Source organism: Agrobacterium tumefaciens, assembly GCA_025559845.1.
GTDB lineage: Bacteria > Pseudomonadota > Alphaproteobacteria > Rhizobiales > Rhizobiaceae > Agrobacterium.
On the sequence record CP048469.1, the window covers coordinates 3,005,695 to 3,023,546 of the forward strand.

A 17,852-nucleotide genomic window follows, 5' to 3' on the forward strand; every position below is an offset into this window, starting at 1 on the left:
TGGAATAACATAAAAAACTTATTGTTTTCAGTCGCATAAACATCAACTTGCCTATTGAATTCAATAAAGATACGGTAAGGCCAAATAACCGATCAAAAAAGGTTTCGGCAAAACGCACATGAATGGTCAGGCCAAAATACTGGAGCCACGCAGGCTCTACCAGCAGATCGCAGACCAGATCCGGGAATTGATTGAAGCAGGTGAGTTTCAGCCTGGAGCCCGTCTTCCGGCAGAGCGAGAACTTGCCCAGAAACTCGGTGTATCGCGTCCGTCACTTCGTGAAGCGCTGATCGCACTTGAAATCGACAATACCGTTGAAATCCGGATGGGCTCCGGTGTCTACGTTTCTGCAGAACCGTTGCAGCCCCGGCACCACACAAAATCGCTCGGCGACAGTCCGTCTGAACTGATGCAGGCACGCGCAGCCGTCGAAGGGGCAACGATCGTGCTTGCTGCAAGCCGTATGACGGATGAAACTGTTACAAATCTCCGTCGAATTCTCGCGGCCATGCGCAAGGAAATCGAAGCAGGCCGCAAACCACTCGACCAGGATCGCCTGTTCCACGTCACAATTGCCGAACAATCCGGAAACAGTGTTTTAGCGCGGCTCGTCGCAAACCTGTTCGATGAACGGCACAGCCCTATTTCTGCGCAGCTTCGCGTCAAATTTGAAGATCGTGACACCTGGGCGCATGCGCTGCAGGAGCATGAGACCATCCTCGCAGCCCTTGAGGCAAGGGACCCACTGCTGGCGCAGGCCGCCATGCACGGGCACCTGGAAAGTTCCAAGCGACGCTGGGTAGACGACTGACATCACCAAACATTGCAGGCATTGCATATCGGGAGGAGGAAAACCCGTGAGTGAAAGTTCCGAGGCAACCATCTTGCTAAACGCTGGCGACAATGTCGCAGTGGCGCGCCGTTCTATACCGGCCGGCGGCGTGACAGGGCGAGGTGACTTAAAAGCACTTGATCTGATTGGGCGAGGGCACAAGGTTGCACTGAAATTCATCCGGTCAGGCGAAGACGTCCTGAAATACGGACAGGTCATCGGTATCGCGACCCAGGACATCGAGCCCGGGCGGCACGTACATCTTCATAACCTTGCGATGGTTCCGTCCGAGCACGCTCACCAGTTCAGCGTCGATATCGAAGAGAAGGGCATGCTGCCCGAAGCCGGTCGCCGCACCTTTCTGGGTTACGATCGCGGTCTGGGTGGTGTCGGTACGCGCAATTACATTGGCGTGATAGCTTCCGTGAACTGTTCCGCCACGGTGTCCCGTTACATCGCTGATTATTTCAACAAGCAGGGCGGGCTGGACGGTTTCGACAATGTGGATGGTGTCGTTGCCTTGACCCACGGCGGCGGCTGCGCACTCAATACCAAATCCGAAGGCTACCGCCTGCTGATCCGCACCATTCAGGGATATGCTCGCCATCCGAATTTCGGCGGTATTCTTCTGATTGGCCTTGGCTGTGAAACCAACCAGATCGCTCCGATCCTTGAACATTACAAGATGGAAGAGGGCGAGCGGCTGCGGACCATGACAATCCAGCAGCATGGCGGCACGCGCAAGACGATTGACGCAGCGATTTCCGAGATCAAGGCGATGCTGCCGATCGTCAATGCCGCAAAACGCACCGAACAGCCGCTATCGAAACTGAAGGTGGCGCTGGAGTGTGGCGGCTCCGATGGTTATTCCGGCATTTCCGCCAATCCGGCGCTGGGATACGCCTCCGATCTGATCGTACGCAACGGTGGTACCACCGTGCTGTCTGAGACGCCTGAGATTTATGGTGCCGAGCACCTTCTGACACGCCGGGCTGTCACGCCGGCCGTTGCCGAAAAGCTGTTGCAGCGGATTGACTGGTGGCGTGACTACACGGCACGGAACGGTGATGAGCTGAACAACAATCCGTCCCACGGCAACAAGCTGGGCGGCCTGACCACCATTCTTGAAAAGTCACTGGGTGCTGTCGCGAAAGGCGGCTCCATGCCATTGAAAGCCGTCTATGAATTCGCGGAAACCGTGACTGAGCAAGGTTTCGTCTTCATGGACACGCCCGGTTATGATCCTGTTGCCGTAACAGGCCAGGTGGCAGGCGGCTGCAACGTCATCTGTTTCACTACTGGACGTGGCTCCGTCTCCGGCTTCAAACCGTCACCCTGCATCAAGATCGCAACCAATTCCGAAATGTACGAACACATGAAGGAAGACATGGATCTGAACTGCGGAGAGATCGTGACGGGTGCTGAGACCATTGAAGAATCCGGCAAACGAATTTTCGAACATATCATCGCAGTGGCCTCCGGCGAGAAAACCGTCAGCGAGATTTATGATTACGGCGACAATGAATTCGTGCCGTGGCAGGTCGGTGCCGTGACATAACGTTTCATGTGAAACACTGACCATAAAAAAGGCCCGAAGAGCGATCTCCGGGCCGTTTTCATTTTGGGTATCAGTGCTTAGTGACGGAAGTGGCGCATGCCAGTGAATACCATCGTCACATTGTGCTCATTTGCGGCGTCGATGACTTCCTGATCGCGCATCGAGCCACCCGGCTGGATAACCGCTGTTGCCCCTGCAGCGATGGCGGCCAGAAGGCCGTCTGCAAATGGATAGAAGGCTTCCGAAGCGACTGCCGAACCCTTGGTCAGCGGCTCGGCAAGACCCATGGCCTTAGCAGCGTCTTCCGCCTTCTGCGCAGCGATACGGGCGGAATCAACACGGCTCATCTGGCCTGCACCGATACCAGCCGTCTGACCGTCTTTCGCGTAGATGACAGCGTTCGACTTCACGTGCTTGGCGATCTTGAAGGCAAACTTCATGTCTTCAAGTTCCTGTGGCGTCGGCGCACGCTTGGTAACGACCTTCAGATCCAGATCTTCGACCATGCCATTGTCGCGGCTTTGAACCAGAAGACCCCCAGATACGGTTTTTGCCGTAATACCAGGCGCGCGGGCATCCGGCAGTCCGCCTGCCGACAGGAGGCGCAGGTTCGGCTTTCTTGCAACGATGGCCTTTGCCTCTTCGGTGACGTCGGGTGCGATAATCACCTCGGTGAAAAGCTGGATGATCTCTTCCGCCGTTTCGGCATCAAGCGTGCGGTTGAGCGCGATCACGCCACCGAATGCAGAAACGGGATCGCATGCCAGCGCGCGCTTGTAGGCGTCAAGGAGCGTAGAGCCGGTCGCAACGCCACAAGGATTGGCGTGCTTGATGATGGCCACTGCGGGCGCGGTTTCCGGCAGAAACTCCGCAACGAGCTCATAAGCTGCGTCAGTATCGTTGATATTATTGTAGGAAAGCTGCTTGCCCTGGAGAAGCGTTGCCGTGGCAACACCCGGACGTTTCTCGCCGGTCAGATAGAAACCAGCGCTCTGGTGCGGGTTTTCCCCATAGCGCATCTTTTCTTTCAGAACGCCGCCGACTGCGCGGTAGTGCGGTGTCTCGATTGACAGAGCCTCAGCAAACCAGTTGGAGATGACAGCATCGTAAGCGGCGGTACGGGCATAGGCCTTTGCTGCAAATTTCTGGCGCAATGCATAGCGGGTCTGACCATCATCCGCCTGCAACGCTTCCAGAAGTTCCGGGTAATCGCTGGGGTCTGTTACAACAGTCACATAAGCGTGGTTCTTGGCCGAGGCACGGATCATCGCCGGACCGCCAATGTCGATATTTTCAACCGTCGTCGGGTAATCGCCGCCCTTGGCGCGAACCTCCTCGAACGGATAGAGATTGATAACGGAAAGATCTATACCCTCGATGCCATGCGCGCGCATGGCTTCCACATGGTCGGCGTCGTCGCGAATGGCAAGAAGGCCACCATGAACATTCGGGTGCAGCGTCTTGACGCGACCGTCCATGATCTCCGGGAACTTGGTGATATCCGACACATCCGTGACGGGCAGGCCAGCTTCAGCGATGGCTTTGGATGTTCCGCCCGTCGACAAAAGCTTCACACCAAGTTTGACGAGTGCGCCCGCCAGTTCGATGATGTCTGTCTTGTCCGAAACGGAAAGAAGTGCGGTGCGAATTTTCACCTTATCGGGAGCGGGGATTTTTTTGGAAGCGACGGCCATCGGGCTTACTCCGTGATGGGTGGAGGACAGGCCGGAGGCGATTATCCGGCGGTTGCCGCCGCGTTAACACAGCTTGCCGGATTAATAAACAGCACTAAGCCTTTCGTTCGATGATCCAGCGAATTTCGCTGGTTTTCGCAAGGTTGAAGGCAATTTCAATCTGCTGTGAGGGACGGATACCGGACGCGTCTGCCATGAAAATGTCGTCAGACACAAAGAGCTTCAGACTTGGGGCAGTCAATAGCCACGTTGTACCATCCGCTGCCTGCATATAGACGGATTCCTCGTCTTCCTGATGAAGCTGTATATGCGGATGAATATGGAACCTCGACACGGCGGCGATGCTCGGCATTCTCGCCGCATCATCTTCAAGCCGCAGCGCATCCCGACCTTTGATTTTTGTACCTGTCGGGTTGAGCTCAATTTCGCGCTCGTGAAACAGTCCGAAGGACTTCAAATATCCGTCATGTGATGCCCGTAGAACGTCATTGCCGTTCGCCTTGCTGCGCAGCGTTTCAACATGGCGGACGCCAGACACCATGATGGGGCCAAGCAGACGCGACCGTGACAGGCGGCACGATGACGTATCTGCGAGTGTGACCGTCGAATGGGCGGCAGTCGAACGGCTGGCGGCCTGAAACTCAGGTGCAGCGTTCCTTGGAAAACCTGAATTGACGATAAAGCGGTTTCGGCCGCAGGACATTTCGAACGACAGGCAACCGGCATGGGCATTGCGCGACAACTCCGATGAGCCGGGATAACCGGTATCGACGATGATCACCGTCTCGTCTTCTGCAAGCCGATGATAGGCGACGTCAGGGAGGAGTTTTGAGGGTTTTCCCGATGTCTCGTCATAGCGCAACACAGAGACAAGTTCATTCGCGAGTGTCGCTGTTGCTCCGTTAAACAGCGCAAGGTCGCCGCCCTGATGGCGGAAGAACCGGATAGCCGGAAACATGCGATCCACTGCAGGAACCAGGCCGGGCGGCAGATCATGGCCCAGATTGATATAGCTTTGGCGAAGCGGCAGAAGGTCGAGCAACAGATCCAGCATCACCCGCGGATTGCGTGAAACATGTCCGCCATCGGGAAGGATCTGCCGCTCCAGTTCCTGAGCGAGCTTCCTTCCACTGCGCGCAATTTTCGACGCTCGCGTGGGAATGGTGATCGAAGCCATGGCCAGAGCTATTCTTATTCGCAGCCTGATTTCGCCATCGGGCACGTGCTTGGCGATGCGATCGAGATATCGAACGTGGAAAGACAGGCTTTTCAGAAAGCGTCTATAAAAACCGGCATCGGCCTCATTGAGGACAACAGGAGAATGCGAGAGCCAGGCGATCAACCGCTGCGCAGCAATATCCGGTGACCACGCAATCCCCCTTGTCCGCTTCCCGCTGACCGACATCCAGTCAGAAACGATCCGGCGCGCTCTTGCACATGCTTCACCAGACTTACTGGCCCGCACGTGTCGCAACCAACTGAAAGCGTTCAACCGCTCTTCGAAAACAATTGAGGGGCACTCGAGCAGGAAGGGCGAGGCGCCGCCAGTTTCCAGGACACGTCCCGCGAGACCAATCCGGCCATGCAACAACTCTTCGGCGAAATATGGATCAATTGCGCGAAGATCGGTTGGTGCCGCCACAAGACCATCAGGACTGCCATTTGCCAGACGCGACGTGTGGATGTGCAACGGTGCAAGACCGATGCACACACGACGATATATCATGCGCGAAACGAGACCGGCGGCGCTCATGCCACCTGCAAAAGACCCTAACAAGCTGTGTTTCCCGTTTCACATGTTTTATTTTTTGTCAGTGAACCGCGACGACCGGAACGCTATCTACAAATTTCAAATGATTCGCCAAAAGCTTGGCGCGTTTCTACTTTTTACGCAAGACGCTGCTAAAAAACCCGTCTACCCCACCGAACATATCTGGGGTTGTACGCAAATCCCCGTTGGCGGTGATGGCCAGCTCCATTCCAGGCCAGTCTTCCTTGCGCGCAGGCACACGCTCAAAATCCGGATTTTCTGCAAGGACCGCCTCAACCATGGCCTCTCCCTCCGAAGGATCGAGAGAGCAGTTTGAAAAGGCGACGAGACCGCCGGAATTTACCAGTGTCAGCGCATGACGAAGCATCTGCCCCTGAAGCGATGCCAGTTTTGCAATATCGGCCTCATCCTTGGTCCAGCAAACATCAGGATGTTTGCGCAAGGTACCAGTCGACGAACACGGAGCATCCAGCAGAACCGCATCGAAGCGATCCTCCGGGTTGAACTTCAGCATGTTGGTTTCGACAGTTTCGGCCGTCAGGCCCAGTCGGGTGAGATTTTCTTTCAGGCGCTTTAGGCGATTGGCGGATTGATCGAGCGCCGTCACGTAAGCGCCGGCCAATGCCAGTTGCGCAGTCTTGCCACCAGGCGCTGCACACAGGTCGGCGACGCGCTTACCGGCAATGTCCCCCATAAGCTTGACAGGCATGCTCGCTGCTAGGTCCTGAACCCACCATTGACCATCAGAAAATCCCTCGAGAGACGGTATCTGCCCCTCGAATTCGCCAAGGCGGACGCTGCCATTGGGAAGGACCGTCCCACCGAGCTTCTCCGCCCATAATGCAGGATCGCTCTTGACCGTGAGGTCGATGGAGGAGGGCGTCAATTGCGCCTCGGAGATCCGCGCCGCAACGTCGGAACCATAAGCCTCCACAAGCCTCTGGAAGAACCATTTCGGCAGGACAGGGACTTCGGAGATAGCTTCGATGATTTCCGACTTCTCTCTGCCAAGCCGTCTCAGGACCGCATTCACGAGCTTGACGAAACGCTTGTTGCGGGGATCTCGGTGTGCTTGCTCGACAGCGAGATCAACGGCGGAATGATCCGGTACGTCGAGATAAAGCATCTGCGCTGCCCCAACCACAAGCACATGGTGAAGGGAACGAGCGCCTTGGGGAAGTGGCCCGTCCAGCAACATGGAAAGAGCCGCCTCAATACGCGGGAGGTGACGGAGAGCACTGTTGACGATTGCACGGACCAGAGCGCGGTCTGCTATGGACAAAGAGCGATAGACCGGATTGCCATTTTCAGAATCCAGCATTCCATCCAGCGATGTCTTTTTTTCAAGAACGGCTGCAAGGATACGGGTTGCTGCGATACGAGCGGAAAGGCCCGGCTTATCCTGGAAAGACGAAGGGCCGTCTTCACGGCCCCCGAAACCTGCCGGTCTTGCTTTGTTACGCCGCGCCGGCTTTTTTTCTACGTCAGATGTCAAGACCAGGGTCCCTTACGCTCGTTTTCATTACCGCGCCCCCAACCTGTGGTCGGCACAGAACGTGATTTGCGCAACGGCTTATCACTGGACGCCGGTGCAGTCGATCCTCGCGTACCAAACTCTTGTGCCATCGCATGCAGGGCAGCAACGCGGTTTTCGGTGTTCGGGTGCGTCGAAAAGAGGTTATCCATTCTTTCGCCGGATAACGGATTGATGATGAACATATGTGCTGTTGCAGGATTACGTTCGGCATCGTCGTTATGAATGCGCTGGGCCATGCCCGCGATCTTCTGCAGTGCAGATGCCAGCCAGAGCGGATTGCCGCAAATCTCTGCACCCCGGCGATCGGCTGAGTATTCGCGTGTACGGCTGATCGCCATCTGAACCAGCATGGCTGCCAAAGGCGCGACGATCATCGCCACGATCACACCGATGAAACCCAACGGATTGTTGTTGTTCTCGCGATTTCCACCAAACAGGAACGCAAAATTGCCAAGCATCGAAATAGCACCGGCCAACGTGGCGGTAATCGTCATCGTCAACGTGTCGCGGTTTTGAACGTGGGCCAGTTCATGTGCCATCACGCCGGCAACTTCCTCTGGCGTCAAACGCTCCAGCAATCCCGTCGAGGCGGCGACGGCAGCATTGTCAGGATTTCGACCTGTTGCAAAAGCGTTGGGCTGCGCGCTGTCATAAATATAGACCTTCGGCATGGGCAGGCCTGCGTTGTGCGACAGGTCGCGGATCATGTGGAAAAATTCAGGCGCATTTCGCTCATCCACCTCCTGGGCGCGATAGGCTGAAAGAACCATCTTGTCCGAGTTCCAGTAAGAAAACAGGTTCATACCGGCAGCGATAAGCAGCGCGATCATCATGCCGCCTTTTCCGCCGATCAGAAAACCGACACCCATGAACAACGCGGTCATAAACGCCAGAAGCATTGCCGTGCGCATCATGTTCATCCGTTTAATTCTCCTTTTGAGGCAACAAAGACATACCGGGGTTTATCAAACCCGTTTCATTATATAATCTGGTGGGTAATCGAAGCATTTCAATATCCCGTCATTGGGAAGGAAATCCATGCAGAGCGCCGACAACGACAATAGCACACATGTGGGCAAGAAGCTTTCACCCGCGGCAGAACGAGCCCTCCAGGAAGCCGAGGAACGACGCAAGCAACAGGCTGAGATGCAATTGCCTCCTGAAACCGGAGGGCGCGGCGGCGCTGAGCCGGTTCGATTTGGTGACTACGAAATCAACGGCCGAGCAATCGACTTCTGAGATAGTCAAAACGGAACCAAAATAAAAAATCCCGCTAGAAGCGGGATTTAACATTTAAATCATATAGTTAGACTTATTTTTGCTCGAGAAGCCGACATACAGCTTCCAACTGCTCAAGAGTGCGGTAACTGATCTTAATTTGACCTGCACCTCCCTTGTGGTTGATCTTGACATCCAGGCCAAGCGCATCCGACAGGCTACGTTCAAGAGCAATCGTATCGGAATCCTTCTCGCCCGAGGAACGTTTTTCCTGAGGCTCACCTTGCGACTTGATATCGTTCTGCGCCAGACGCTCCGCGTCGCGAACAGAAAGGCCTTTCGATACAATCGTTCTTGCCAAAGCTGCGGGGTCCGACGTCGAAACGAGCGCGCGTGCGTGGCCGGCGGACAACGATCCATCCGAAAGCATGTCTCGAACCGGGTCAGGCAGCTTCAGAAGGCGAAGGCTATTGGCGACATGGCTTCTGCTTTTGCCGATGATTTCACCAAGATCGTTCTGGGTATAACCATGTTCCGCAATCAATTGCTCATAACCCATCGCCTCTTCAAGCGGATTGAGGTCTGAGCGCTGAACGTTTTCAACAATCGCCAGTTCAAGAGCAGTACGATCATCGACATCGCGAATGATAACCGGAACTTCGGTAAATCCAGCCAGTTGTGCGGCACGCCAGCGACGCTCACCAGCGATGATTTCATAACGGTTGGCCGAAACGGTACGAACGACGACCGGCTGAACAATACCGTGCTGGCGAATGGACGACGCCAGATCCTGCAGTTCATTTTCATCGAAATGACGTCGCGGGTTTCGCTGGCTGCGAGCGATAAACTCGATTGGAATCGTCCGATCGGCACTCACTGCACGCTGCGGCTCACCAACCGGAACCGGCTGATCCATTTCTCCGATCAAGGCTGCAAGGCCGCGGCCGAGGCGGCGTTTGGAAAGATCATCACTCATAGAAATTTACTCCATACATTCCGTCGAAAGCTTACGCTGCCTTGCGCAAACGCTCTCTCTGAATCACCTCGGACGCCAACTGCAGATAAGCCTGGCTGCCAGCGCATTTGAGGTCGTAAAGGATCGCGGGCTTGCCATATGACGGCGCCTCAGACACACGGACATTGCGGGGGATGAGCGTATGGTAGACTTTTTCCCCGAGATGCGTGCGGACATCGCTCACAACCTGCTGAGCAAGATTGTTGCGCGCATCAAACATCGTCAGCACAATACCCTGAATATCAAGTCCCGGATTTACCGAGCTGCGGATCTGACTGACAGTGTCAAGCAACTGGCTGAGACCTTCAAGGGCAAAGAACTCGCATTGCAATGGCACAAGCACGGAATGCGCCGCGGACATCGCGTTCATTGTCAGCAAGTTGAAAGAAGGCGGGCAATCCAGAAGGATGTAGGAGTATCCTTTTGCCTCTTGCGTTTCAAGTGCGGTTCGCAAAAGGAAAACGCGGTTGGCTGCATTGGCCACCTGCATTTCAAAACCAAGCAAGTCCATCGTTGATGGGATAATATCCAGATTGGGAACAGCCGTAGGAACAGCAACTTCGGCAACGGAGTTATCACCAACGAGAAGATCGTAAGAGGATAGTTTGCGCTCCTTACGATCAATACCGAGACCCGTGCTGGCGTTTCCCTGTGGATCGAGATCAACAATCAGAACTCGTTCCCCGATGGCTGCCAATGCCGTCGCGAGATTGATAGCAGTGGTTGTTTTTCCAACGCCACCCTTCTGATTTGCGACTGCAATAATCCGGTTTTTATCGAAAATCATACCGCACCTGCCTTGGTTGTCAGCCCTTCAAAGCGAGGTTGCTGATCTCAAGCACAACAGAATCTGCCTCAATGGCACTACGGTGTTTTACCAGATCGAATTGCCAGCGACTACGCGCTTTCTGCACTTCTGAATCGTAATCCCGGCCTTTATTCAAATATGCGCGTAAATTCGGATTCCGCGACGCCCATGGATGGATATAATCAAACAGAAGATCGAGCTCAGCGAGTGCACGCGCGGATATGACGTCGCAACGTTGAATGGTTTCTGGAGCTTTTTCAATCCGAACCGGATGAACAGCGCCCCGTGCACCCGTTTCTTTGAGAGCGATCCGCAGAAAGGCAGCTTTTTTGTTGTTGCTCTCAACGAGATCTACCCAGCCGTCATTCAGCTCCGCAAGAAATATCGCAGTGATAACGCCGGGAAAGCCACCGCCGCTTCCTAGGTCTACCCATCTTTTCGGTTCAGGAGACAACTGGAAAATCTGAGCACTGTCCGCCACGTGCCGGCTCCAGAGCTCGGTCAGGGTCGACGGAGCGACAAGATTAGTGGTTTTGTTCCATTTCTTGAAAAGCTCGATAAAAAGCTCAAGCCGCTCCTGTGTTTCACGTGAAACACTTTGGCCGTTTATCTCCATCATCAGACTCGCTATTGGTGCAAACGCAACTTCTGGCTTTGCGCGTCCGAGGACTTCCGCAAAAGGGCGAGCAGCAGCGATATCGCAGCCGGCGTCATTCCGTCAACACGAGCCGCCTGTGCAATATTCTCCGGGCGCGCTTTTTCCAGCTTTTGTTTCAGTTCGTTAGAAAGGCCGGATAACGACTGAAAATCGAAATCTTCGGGTATCTTTCTTTCTTCGTCGCGTTTTATGTCGATGATGTCAGCGCTTTGACGCTGCATATAAACCGCGTAGCTAGCCTCGATTTCCAGAATTTCGGCAGCTTTCGACGACACGCTGTTCAATTCAGGCCAATGCTGCTTGAGATCGCTGAGCGAGATATCGGGGTAAGCGAGCAGTTCATAAACCGATCGACGCTGTCCGTCCTGGTTGAGTTTCAACCCCTGCTTTGCAGCTTGCGAGGGGCTAATCGACAGCTCCTTCATCAACTCGCGCCCACGACTAAGTTCGTCAACGAAATGCGCGTACCGCTCTGAACGCTCTTTTTGAACGATGCCCGCAGCCATGCCTTGAGGAGTTAGCCGAAGATCCGCATTGTCAACGCGAAGGGATAAGCGGTACTCGGCTCTGGACGTGAACATGCGATAGGGTTCGGTGACGCCTTTCGATGTGAGATCATCGATCATCACACCGATATACGATTCCGTGCGACTGAAATACACTGGCTCAGCGTCACTTGCGAGGCGCGAAGCATTCAATCCAGCGACTAGTCCCTGCGCCGCAGCCTCTTCATATCCTGTTGTACCGTTAATCTGCCCAGCCAGGAAAAGACCGGGGATTTTCCGGCATTCCAAAGATGGCTTCAGTTCTCTCGGATCAACATAGTCATATTCAATTGCGTAACCAGGTTGAAGGATAGTCACCTTTTCCAGGCCGGGAATGGTACGGATGAACTGTTCCTGTACCGAGGCGGGCAGGGATGTCGAGATCCCATTCGGGTATATTGTGTGATCACCCAGCCCTTCCGGCTCGAGAAAGATCTGATGGCCATCTCTCTCTCCAAAACGGGTGATCTTGTCCTCAATCGACGGGCAGTAACGCGGACCTACGCCCTCGATCTGACCTGAGTACATCGCTGACAGATGTATATTGTCTTGAATGATCTTGTGCCCTGCCGGCGTCGTTCTTGTCACACCGCATTCGATCTGTGGGTTGACGATTCGATCTGTCATGAATGAAAAGGGAACAGGTTCCTCGTCCGCGCCCTGACGGTCAACTGCATCCCAATTGATGCTGCGTCCATCGAGCCTGGCTGGAGTACCGGTTTTCAAACGCCCCATGTTAAGACCAAGCCGCGATAGGGTCTGGGAGAGTCCCAGAGACGGCTTCTCACCGACGCGACCGGCCGGTATCTTTTCGGAACCGATATGAATGAGGCCGCGCAAAAACGTTCCGCTGGTCAGAACAACAGCGCCACATGGAATCCGGCTACCGTTTGCCATGACAACGGCTGACACTCGACCGCTCGTCATGTCTATGTCGAAAGCATCCCCTTCAATCACGGTTAGGTTCGCAATACCGGAGATTTCGCGTTGCATCGCCTCTTTGTATAGACGGCGGTCCGCTTGCGTTCTCGGTCCACGAACAGCCGGTCCTTTCTTGCGATTGAGCATGCGAAACTGAATTCCACCTGCGTCGGCAACACGACCCATCAGTCCGTCCAACGCATCAACTTCGCGTACCAGGTGACCTTTTCCCAAACCGCCAATCGCCGGGTTACAGGACATCACTCCGACCGTGTCACGCTTGTGCGTGACCAGCGCCGTTCGAGCACCAAAACGGGCGGCCGCTGCGGCGGCCTCACTGCCGGCGTGGCCACCACCAATAACGATGACGTCGAAAGACTGATCCATGCACTTAGCCTCATATCCAACAACAGATCAGACAATTTGTCCGCCGATGTTTCACGTGAATCATTTACCGATGCAGAATTCCGAAAATATGACGCCGAGCAACTCTTCGACATCTACGCGTCCGGTAATCCGCCCAAGTGATGTCGCCGCCAGCCTAAGGTATTCGGACCGGATCGCCAGGTCCGCAGCTTCGGAATTGAGCGCATCACTAACATAGTTCAGCGTCTCTTCAAGTCGTTTTTTATGCCGTGCCCTTGCCGGCGCCAGCGTATGCGATGCCCCAGTTCGTTTTTCGATCTCAAACTTAATTCGCGACCGAAGGTCATCCACACCGCGACCATCTTTAGCAGAAATCGATAGGTCAAATTCATTCTTGTCTATCTGCGTAAGAAGATCGAGTTTCGTTCGAACATTCAGGCACGGAACATCCTTAAACCGATCGTCAAATTGTTTCGATACCGAATCGTTGTCATGCAATGCAAGGATAAGGTCAGCGGATGCCGCCGTGGAAACCGCCCGTCGGACACCTTCCTGTTCGACAACGTCTGCAGTCTCACGCAATCCTGCTGTATCGAACATTTTGACCAAATAACCGTCGATGTTCATATCGACCGTCAGAACATCACGCGTTGTTCCGGCGATATCTGTCACAATAGCAACGTCTCGTCCGCTCAATGCATTCAGAAGCGTCGACTTTCCTGCATTTGGTTTGCCAACCAAAGCGATCCTAAATCCGTCGCGTATGATTTCGCTGCCTTGCCCACGCTCGAGATGTTCGGATATTTCACTTTTGAGCTGCGCGACGTTGACCCAGACCTGATCTGCAACAGAGTCTGGTACGTCCTCCTCGTCGGGAAAATCAAGTTCCGCTTCGATGAATGCGCGAGCACGTGTCAGGCGCATAGCCCAGCCATCATAAAGAGCCGAGAGACGGCCTGTGCTTTGTTCCACAGCGAGCCGACGCTGCATTTCGGTCTCGGCCTGCAGAAGATCGGCCAGACCTTCCACCTCGACCAGATCCATCTTTCCGTTCTCAAAGGCGCGCCGCGAGAATTCACCCGCTTCTGCCGGGCGAATGCCTTGGTGTCGTTGCAGTTCCTGAAAAATCGAAGCAACGACTGCGCGACTGCCGTGGCATTGTATCTCGACGCAATCCTCACCCGTGAAGGAGTTCGGCCCAGGAAAGACCATAACCAGCGCCTGATCAATCACGTCAGTGTTTCGGTTACGAATCGAACGCAGCGTGGCCTTTCTGGGCGGCACAGATACATCGCCAATCAATGCCGAAAGGGCAGTGAAGGCAATCGAGCCGCTTACTCTGAGCACCGCCACACCGGCGGGAAGCGCACCGCTGGAAAGAGCGAAGATCGTGTCATTGGAAGAGGTCATTTCACACCTGTGATCCAAAAAGGGAAGCCGCACCCGTTGGAAACGGACGCGGCTTTTGTAACACTGAAATGAATCCGGATAAGGATCAGGTATTCATTGATTCGAAGAAATCCGAATTGTTCTTTGTCTGCTTGAGCTTGTCGATCAGGAACTCGATTGCGTCCATCGTTCCCATCGGTGCAAGAATCCGGCGGAGAACGAAGATCTTCTGCAGATCCTGACGCGGAACCAGGAGATCTTCCTTACGGGTACCAGACTTCAGGATATCCAGTGCCGGGAAGATACGCTTATCAGCGACCTTGCGGTCAAGAACGATTTCCGAGTTACCTGTACCCTTGAATTCTTCGAAGATCACTTCATCCATACGGCTGCCGGTGTCGATCAGCGCCGTTGCAATGATCGTCAGAGAGCCGCCTTCTTCGATGTTACGCGCAGCGCCGAAGAAGCGCTTCGGGCGCTGCAAGGCGTTCGCATCCACACCACCCGTCAAAACCTTACCTGAAGACGGCACAACAGTGTTGTATGCGCGGCCAAGACGCGTGATCGAGTCGAGCAGGATCACAACGTCGCGACCGTGTTCAACAAGACGCTTGGCCTTTTCGATTACCATCTCGGCAACCTGAACGTGGCGAACGGCCGGTTCGTCGAAGGTGGAAGAAACAACTTCGCCCTTCACCGAACGCTGCATATCCGTCACTTCTTCGGGACGTTCGTCGATCAGAAGAACGATCAGGTAACATTCCGGATGATTCGCCGTTATCGAATGAGCGATGTTCTGCAAAAGAACAGTTTTACCCGTGCGTGGTGGAGCAACGATCAGACCGCGTTGACCTTTACCGAGTGGCGCCACCAGATCGATCACACGAGAGGAAAGATCCTTCGAGGTCGGAACATCAAGTTCCATCTTGAAGCGCTCGTTTGGATAAAGCGGCGTCAGGTTGTCGAAGTGAACTTTGTGACGGATCTTTTCAGGATCATCGAAATTGATCGTGTTGACTTTGAGAAGGGCGAAATAACGCTCGCCTTCTTTCGGACCGCGGATGGGTCCTTCAACCGTATCACCTGTTTTCAGTGAAAAGCGGCGGATCTGCGAGGGCGAAATGTAAATATCGTCCGGACCTGGCAGATAGTTTGCATTGGCGGAACGCAGGAAGCCGAAGCCATCCTGAAGAACCTCGACAACGCCTTCACCGATAATTTCGATGTCCTGACTTGCGAGAACCTTGAGGATCGCGAACATGAGTTCCTGCTTGCGCATGGTGCTCGCATTTTCAACTTCCAGGGATTCGGCAAAAGTCAGCAAGTCGGTAGGCGATTTGCTCTTGAGTTCCTGAAGCTTCATTTCAGCCATGAAGAGAAGACCGTTTAGTAATGTTATGTCGGGGGAGGGCGTGTTCGCGAATCAGATACTGTGGGAGGTACCCCAGGTGACTGAATAATTCACATGCCACGAAGATGAGTGCGGTGAAAATAGCGAGTGAACCTCTTCACCGCAAGGGGGAAGCACGAATTCCGCGAAATTTATCGCAATGGCTCCCTACACGAAGGGTTTCACAACCACAAGTATGACAATCGCAATCATCAACAGGGTCGGAACTTCATTCATCAACCGCCAGTGACGGGCCGAACGGGTGTTCTCGTCTCTGGAGAAGCGCTTGGCGCTGCGCGTGAAATAGACATGGGTGACCGTCAGAAGCACGACCAATCCGATTTTGGCATGCAGCCAGCCACCGGAAAATCCATAGACCGACCAGGCAAGGTAAAGTCCAAGCACCCACGAAATCATCATGGCAGGGTTCATAATGATCTTGACGAGCCGCCGCTCCATGACCTTGAACGTTTCGGATTGCTGCGAACCAACAGGCGCATCCGTGTGGTATATGAACAGGCGCGGCAGATAGAAAATCGCCGCCATCCAAGAAATCACCGCGATGATGTGCAGCGCCTTGATCCACAGATAGAGATCGGCGGGGTCCGAAAAGAAAATCAGGGCGACGCCAATTCCGAACAGACAGAGGGCTGTTGCGGCACGAAAGGCGGCCCTGCTGCCGGCACGAACGGAAGTCTGTTTCTCCTCGCTCATCCCCTGTCTCCAAAACCGTGAACGCGCTTCACGAGACGCGCAACATTTTCCGGGTCCGCCTGTGGTGTGATCCCGTGCCCAAGATTGAAAATCAGCGGACCCTGACCCAGCGCCTGCAACACAGCATCAATTCCGTCATCGAGTGACTTGCCTCCGGCAATCATCAGCATCGGATCGAGGTTGCCTTGCACGGGACCGTCTTTCTGCAGCTCACGAGCAAAGCTGAGGGGAACTGACCAATCTAGTCCAATCGCATCAGCTCCGGTTTTTTGCCGGTAATCCTTGAGGAGATAGCCTGCACCTTTGGCAAAGGCGATAATCTTTGCCGAGGGGCGTCTTGCTCGTACCGAAGAGACGATCCGCGCAACCGGTTTTATCGCATATTCCTCAAATTCCCTCTCGCCAAGAACCCCGGCCCAGGAATCGAATATCTGGACGGCGTCTGCACCTGCATCGATCTGCTCAACGAGATAATCGGCAGAGATATCGGCAAGCAGGGCAAGCAGCTTTTCCATTGCCCCGCGCTCCTGATAGCCGAAGAGACGCGCCGGGGCCTGGTCTGGCGTTCCGTGGCCGGCGATCATGTAGGTTGCCACCGTCCAGGGAGCACCACAAAAGCCAAGAAGGGTCGTCTCGCCAGGGAGCGCCTTGCGCAAGCGTGACACCGTCTCAAACACCGGCGAAAGATGGGAGAGCACATTCCTCGCATCCAGTTTGTCAATGCCAGCCGCGTCGATCGGGTCCATTGCCGGTCCCTTGCCTTCGCTGAAAGTGACGTTCCGGTCGAGGCCATCTGGTATCACCAGAATATCGGAAAAGAGAATGGCTGCATCGAAACCAAAGCGACGGATCGGTTGCAACGTCACTTCGGTCGCCAGTTCCGGGTTATAACAGAGATCAAGGAAACTTCCTGCCTGCCTGCGCGTTTCCCGATACTCGGGGAGATAGCGACCAGCTTGTCGCATCAGCCAAACGGGCGGTGGTGTGACCGTCTCTCCGCTCAACACTCTCATCACCTTACGCTCTGTCATGGCTTCCTACTTTTCCAAATCTAAAATCAAAGAGATTTAAAAGATTTTCTATTTCTTAGAGTCGGTGGGTATCAAGGATTAAAATCTTTCCAGTCGAAATGCCGCATCTCGGGACATTTGTCTGTCGGCGTGGATAAAACACCTGCCTTGTACGCCTTGAGAGCGGGATAACCAATTTAATCCATATTTATCAGTATCTTGAATTATCAGTTAGGCCCCATCATGCTGTGGATAGTCTGTTGATAGAATCTCTCGATGGAAATCTTGTTCACGAAATTCACAAGCCCGGTTTTTCGAAACAAAGTCACTTGCGGATTGTGGAAAAAGGGAACCTTATTCGCACCGCCGGTTCTGCCAGGGAACATTTCCCGAGTTTGTCCAGCGTTATCAACAGCGGGAGAAAAA

The 17,852-nt window shown here is 54.3% G+C and carries 15 protein-coding genes; 3 read left to right on the forward strand and 12 right to left on the reverse strand.

The features are described 5' to 3' along the window. The first annotated feature begins 118 nt into the window (after positions 1 to 118). Both FY156_14930 and FY156_14935 read left to right on the forward strand, forming a co-directional pair. The gene (locus tag FY156_14930; GenBank protein ID UXS02674.1) at positions 119 to 811 is read left to right on the forward strand and encodes a FadR family transcriptional regulator; all 693 of its coding nucleotides are present in this window, start codon (positions 119 to 121) and stop codon (positions 809 to 811) included. 46 nt (positions 812 to 857) lie between these two features. Next, positions 858 to 2,390, forward strand: coding sequence for an altronate dehydratase (locus tag FY156_14935; protein ID UXS02675.1), 1,533 nt, complete (start codon positions 858 to 860; stop codon positions 2,388 to 2,390). Between the two features lie 77 nt (positions 2,391 to 2,467). On the opposite strand, the gene purH is transcribed toward FY156_14935, so the two are convergent. The 4 genes from purH to htpX all read right to left on the reverse strand — a co-directional run bounded on the left by purH (position 2,468) and on the right by htpX (position 8,312). Next, positions 2,468 to 4,084, reverse strand: coding sequence for a bifunctional phosphoribosylaminoimidazolecarboxamide formyltransferase/IMP cyclohydrolase (gene purH / locus FY156_14940; protein UXS02676.1), 1,617 nt, complete (start codon positions 4,082 to 4,084; stop codon positions 2,468 to 2,470). Between the two features lie 94 nt (positions 4,085 to 4,178). Then, positions 4,179 to 5,837, reverse strand: coding sequence for a heparinase (locus tag FY156_14945; GenBank protein UXS02677.1), 1,659 nt, complete (start codon positions 5,835 to 5,837; stop codon positions 4,179 to 4,181). 127 nt (positions 5,838 to 5,964) lie between these two features. Next, entirely contained in the window at positions 5,965 to 7,350 is a 1,386-nt protein-coding gene (locus FY156_14950) for an MFS transporter (protein ID UXS02678.1), read from the reverse strand. Further along, positions 7,347 to 8,312: a zinc metalloprotease HtpX gene (gene htpX, locus FY156_14955; protein ID UXS02679.1), complete on the reverse strand. Its 966-nt coding sequence runs from the start codon at positions 8,310 to 8,312 to the stop codon at positions 7,347 to 7,349. Before htpX ends, FY156_14950 begins: the two co-directional genes overlap by 4 nt. Before the next feature lie 118 nt (positions 8,313 to 8,430). Here htpX and FY156_14960 point away from each other — a divergent pair, with 118 nt between their 5' ends. Then, positions 8,431 to 8,631, forward strand: coding sequence for a DUF1674 domain-containing protein (locus tag FY156_14960; protein UXS02680.1), 201 nt, complete (start codon positions 8,431 to 8,433; stop codon positions 8,629 to 8,631). Between the two features lie 73 nt (positions 8,632 to 8,704). Here FY156_14960 and FY156_14965 read toward each other — a convergent pair whose 3' ends face one another. The 8 genes from FY156_14965 to FY156_15000 all read right to left on the reverse strand — a co-directional run bounded on the left by FY156_14965 (position 8,705) and on the right by FY156_15000 (position 17,447). Then, complete coding sequence (locus tag FY156_14965; protein UXS02681.1) at positions 8,705 to 9,586, reverse strand: ParB/RepB/Spo0J family partition protein; 882 nt, start codon at positions 9,584 to 9,586, stop codon at positions 8,705 to 8,707. Between the two features lie 31 nt (positions 9,587 to 9,617). Continuing rightward, the gene (locus FY156_14970) at positions 9,618 to 10,412 is read right to left on the reverse strand and encodes a ParA family protein (GenBank protein ID UXS02682.1); all 795 of its coding nucleotides are present in this window, start codon (positions 10,410 to 10,412) and stop codon (positions 9,618 to 9,620) included. A 19-nt stretch (positions 10,413 to 10,431) separates the two neighbouring features. Continuing rightward, entirely contained in the window at positions 10,432 to 11,049 is a 618-nt protein-coding gene (gene rsmG, locus FY156_14975; GenBank protein ID UXS03164.1) for a 16S rRNA (guanine(527)-N(7))-methyltransferase RsmG, read from the reverse strand. An 11-nt stretch (positions 11,050 to 11,060) separates the two neighbouring features. Continuing rightward, positions 11,061 to 12,944 carry a tRNA uridine-5-carboxymethylaminomethyl(34) synthesis enzyme MnmG gene (gene mnmG, locus FY156_14980; GenBank protein ID UXS02683.1) on the reverse strand — a complete coding sequence of 628 codons (1,884 nt, stop codon included), beginning with the start codon at positions 12,942 to 12,944 and terminating at the stop codon, positions 11,061 to 11,063. A gap of 60 nt (positions 12,945 to 13,004) precedes the next feature. Beyond that, positions 13,005 to 14,333 carry a tRNA uridine-5-carboxymethylaminomethyl(34) synthesis GTPase MnmE gene (gene mnmE, locus FY156_14985; protein ID UXS02684.1) on the reverse strand — a complete coding sequence of 443 codons (1,329 nt, stop codon included), beginning with the start codon at positions 14,331 to 14,333 and terminating at the stop codon, positions 13,005 to 13,007. 85 nt (positions 14,334 to 14,418) lie between these two features. After that, positions 14,419 to 15,675 carry a transcription termination factor Rho gene (locus FY156_14990; GenBank protein ID UXS03165.1) on the reverse strand — a complete coding sequence of 419 codons (1,257 nt, stop codon included), beginning with the start codon at positions 15,673 to 15,675 and terminating at the stop codon, positions 14,419 to 14,421. A gap of 195 nt (positions 15,676 to 15,870) precedes the next feature. Beyond that, positions 15,871 to 16,416 (reverse strand): protoporphyrinogen oxidase HemJ, encoded by a 546-nt coding sequence (gene hemJ / locus FY156_14995; protein UXS02685.1) that lies wholly within the window; start codon positions 16,414 to 16,416, stop codon positions 15,871 to 15,873. Further along, complete coding sequence (locus FY156_15000; GenBank protein UXS02686.1) at positions 16,413 to 17,447, reverse strand: uroporphyrinogen decarboxylase; 1,035 nt, start codon at positions 17,445 to 17,447, stop codon at positions 16,413 to 16,415. Before FY156_15000 ends, hemJ begins: the two co-directional genes overlap by 4 nt. Positions 17,448 to 17,852 lie beyond the last annotated feature (405 nt).

What these genes read in the sequence shown, in the direction of transcription:
- FY156_14930 (UXS02674.1), top strand. Translation starts at nt 119, where the DNA reads ATGAATGGTCAGGCCAAAATACTGGAGCCACGCAGGCTCTACCAGCAG.
- purH (UXS02676.1), bottom strand. Translation starts at nt 4,084, where the DNA reads ATGGCCGTCGCTTCCAAAAAAATCCCCGCTCCCGATAAGGTGAAAATT.
- FY156_14945 (UXS02677.1), bottom strand. Translation starts at nt 5,837, where the DNA reads ATGAGCGCCGCCGGTCTCGTTTCGCGCATGATATATCGTCGTGTGTGC.
- htpX (UXS02679.1), bottom strand. Translation starts at nt 8,312, where the DNA reads ATGAACATGATGCGCACGGCAATGCTTCTGGCGTTTATGACCGCGTTG.
- FY156_14960 (UXS02680.1), top strand. Translation starts at nt 8,431, where the DNA reads ATGCAGAGCGCCGACAACGACAATAGCACACATGTGGGCAAGAAGCTT.
- FY156_14965 (UXS02681.1), bottom strand. Translation starts at nt 9,586, where the DNA reads ATGAGTGATGATCTTTCCAAACGCCGCCTCGGCCGCGGCCTTGCAGCC.
- FY156_14970 (UXS02682.1), bottom strand. Translation starts at nt 10,412, where the DNA reads ATGATTTTCGATAAAAACCGGATTATTGCAGTCGCAAATCAGAAGGGT.
- rsmG (UXS03164.1), bottom strand. Translation starts at nt 11,049, where the DNA reads ATGGAGATAAACGGCCAAAGTGTTTCACGTGAAACACAGGAGCGGCTT.
- mnmG (UXS02683.1), bottom strand. Translation starts at nt 12,944, where the DNA reads ATGGATCAGTCTTTCGACGTCATCGTTATTGGTGGTGGCCACGCCGGC.
- mnmE (UXS02684.1), bottom strand. Translation starts at nt 14,333, where the DNA reads ATGACCTCTTCCAATGACACGATCTTCGCTCTTTCCAGCGGTGCGCTT.
- FY156_14990 (UXS03165.1), bottom strand. Translation starts at nt 15,675, where the DNA reads ATGAAGCTTCAGGAACTCAAGAGCAAATCGCCTACCGACTTGCTGACT.
- hemJ (UXS02685.1), bottom strand. Translation starts at nt 16,416, where the DNA reads ATGAGCGAGGAGAAACAGACTTCCGTTCGTGCCGGCAGCAGGGCCGCC.
- FY156_15000 (UXS02686.1), bottom strand. Translation starts at nt 17,447, where the DNA reads ATGACAGAGCGTAAGGTGATGAGAGTGTTGAGCGGAGAGACGGTCACA.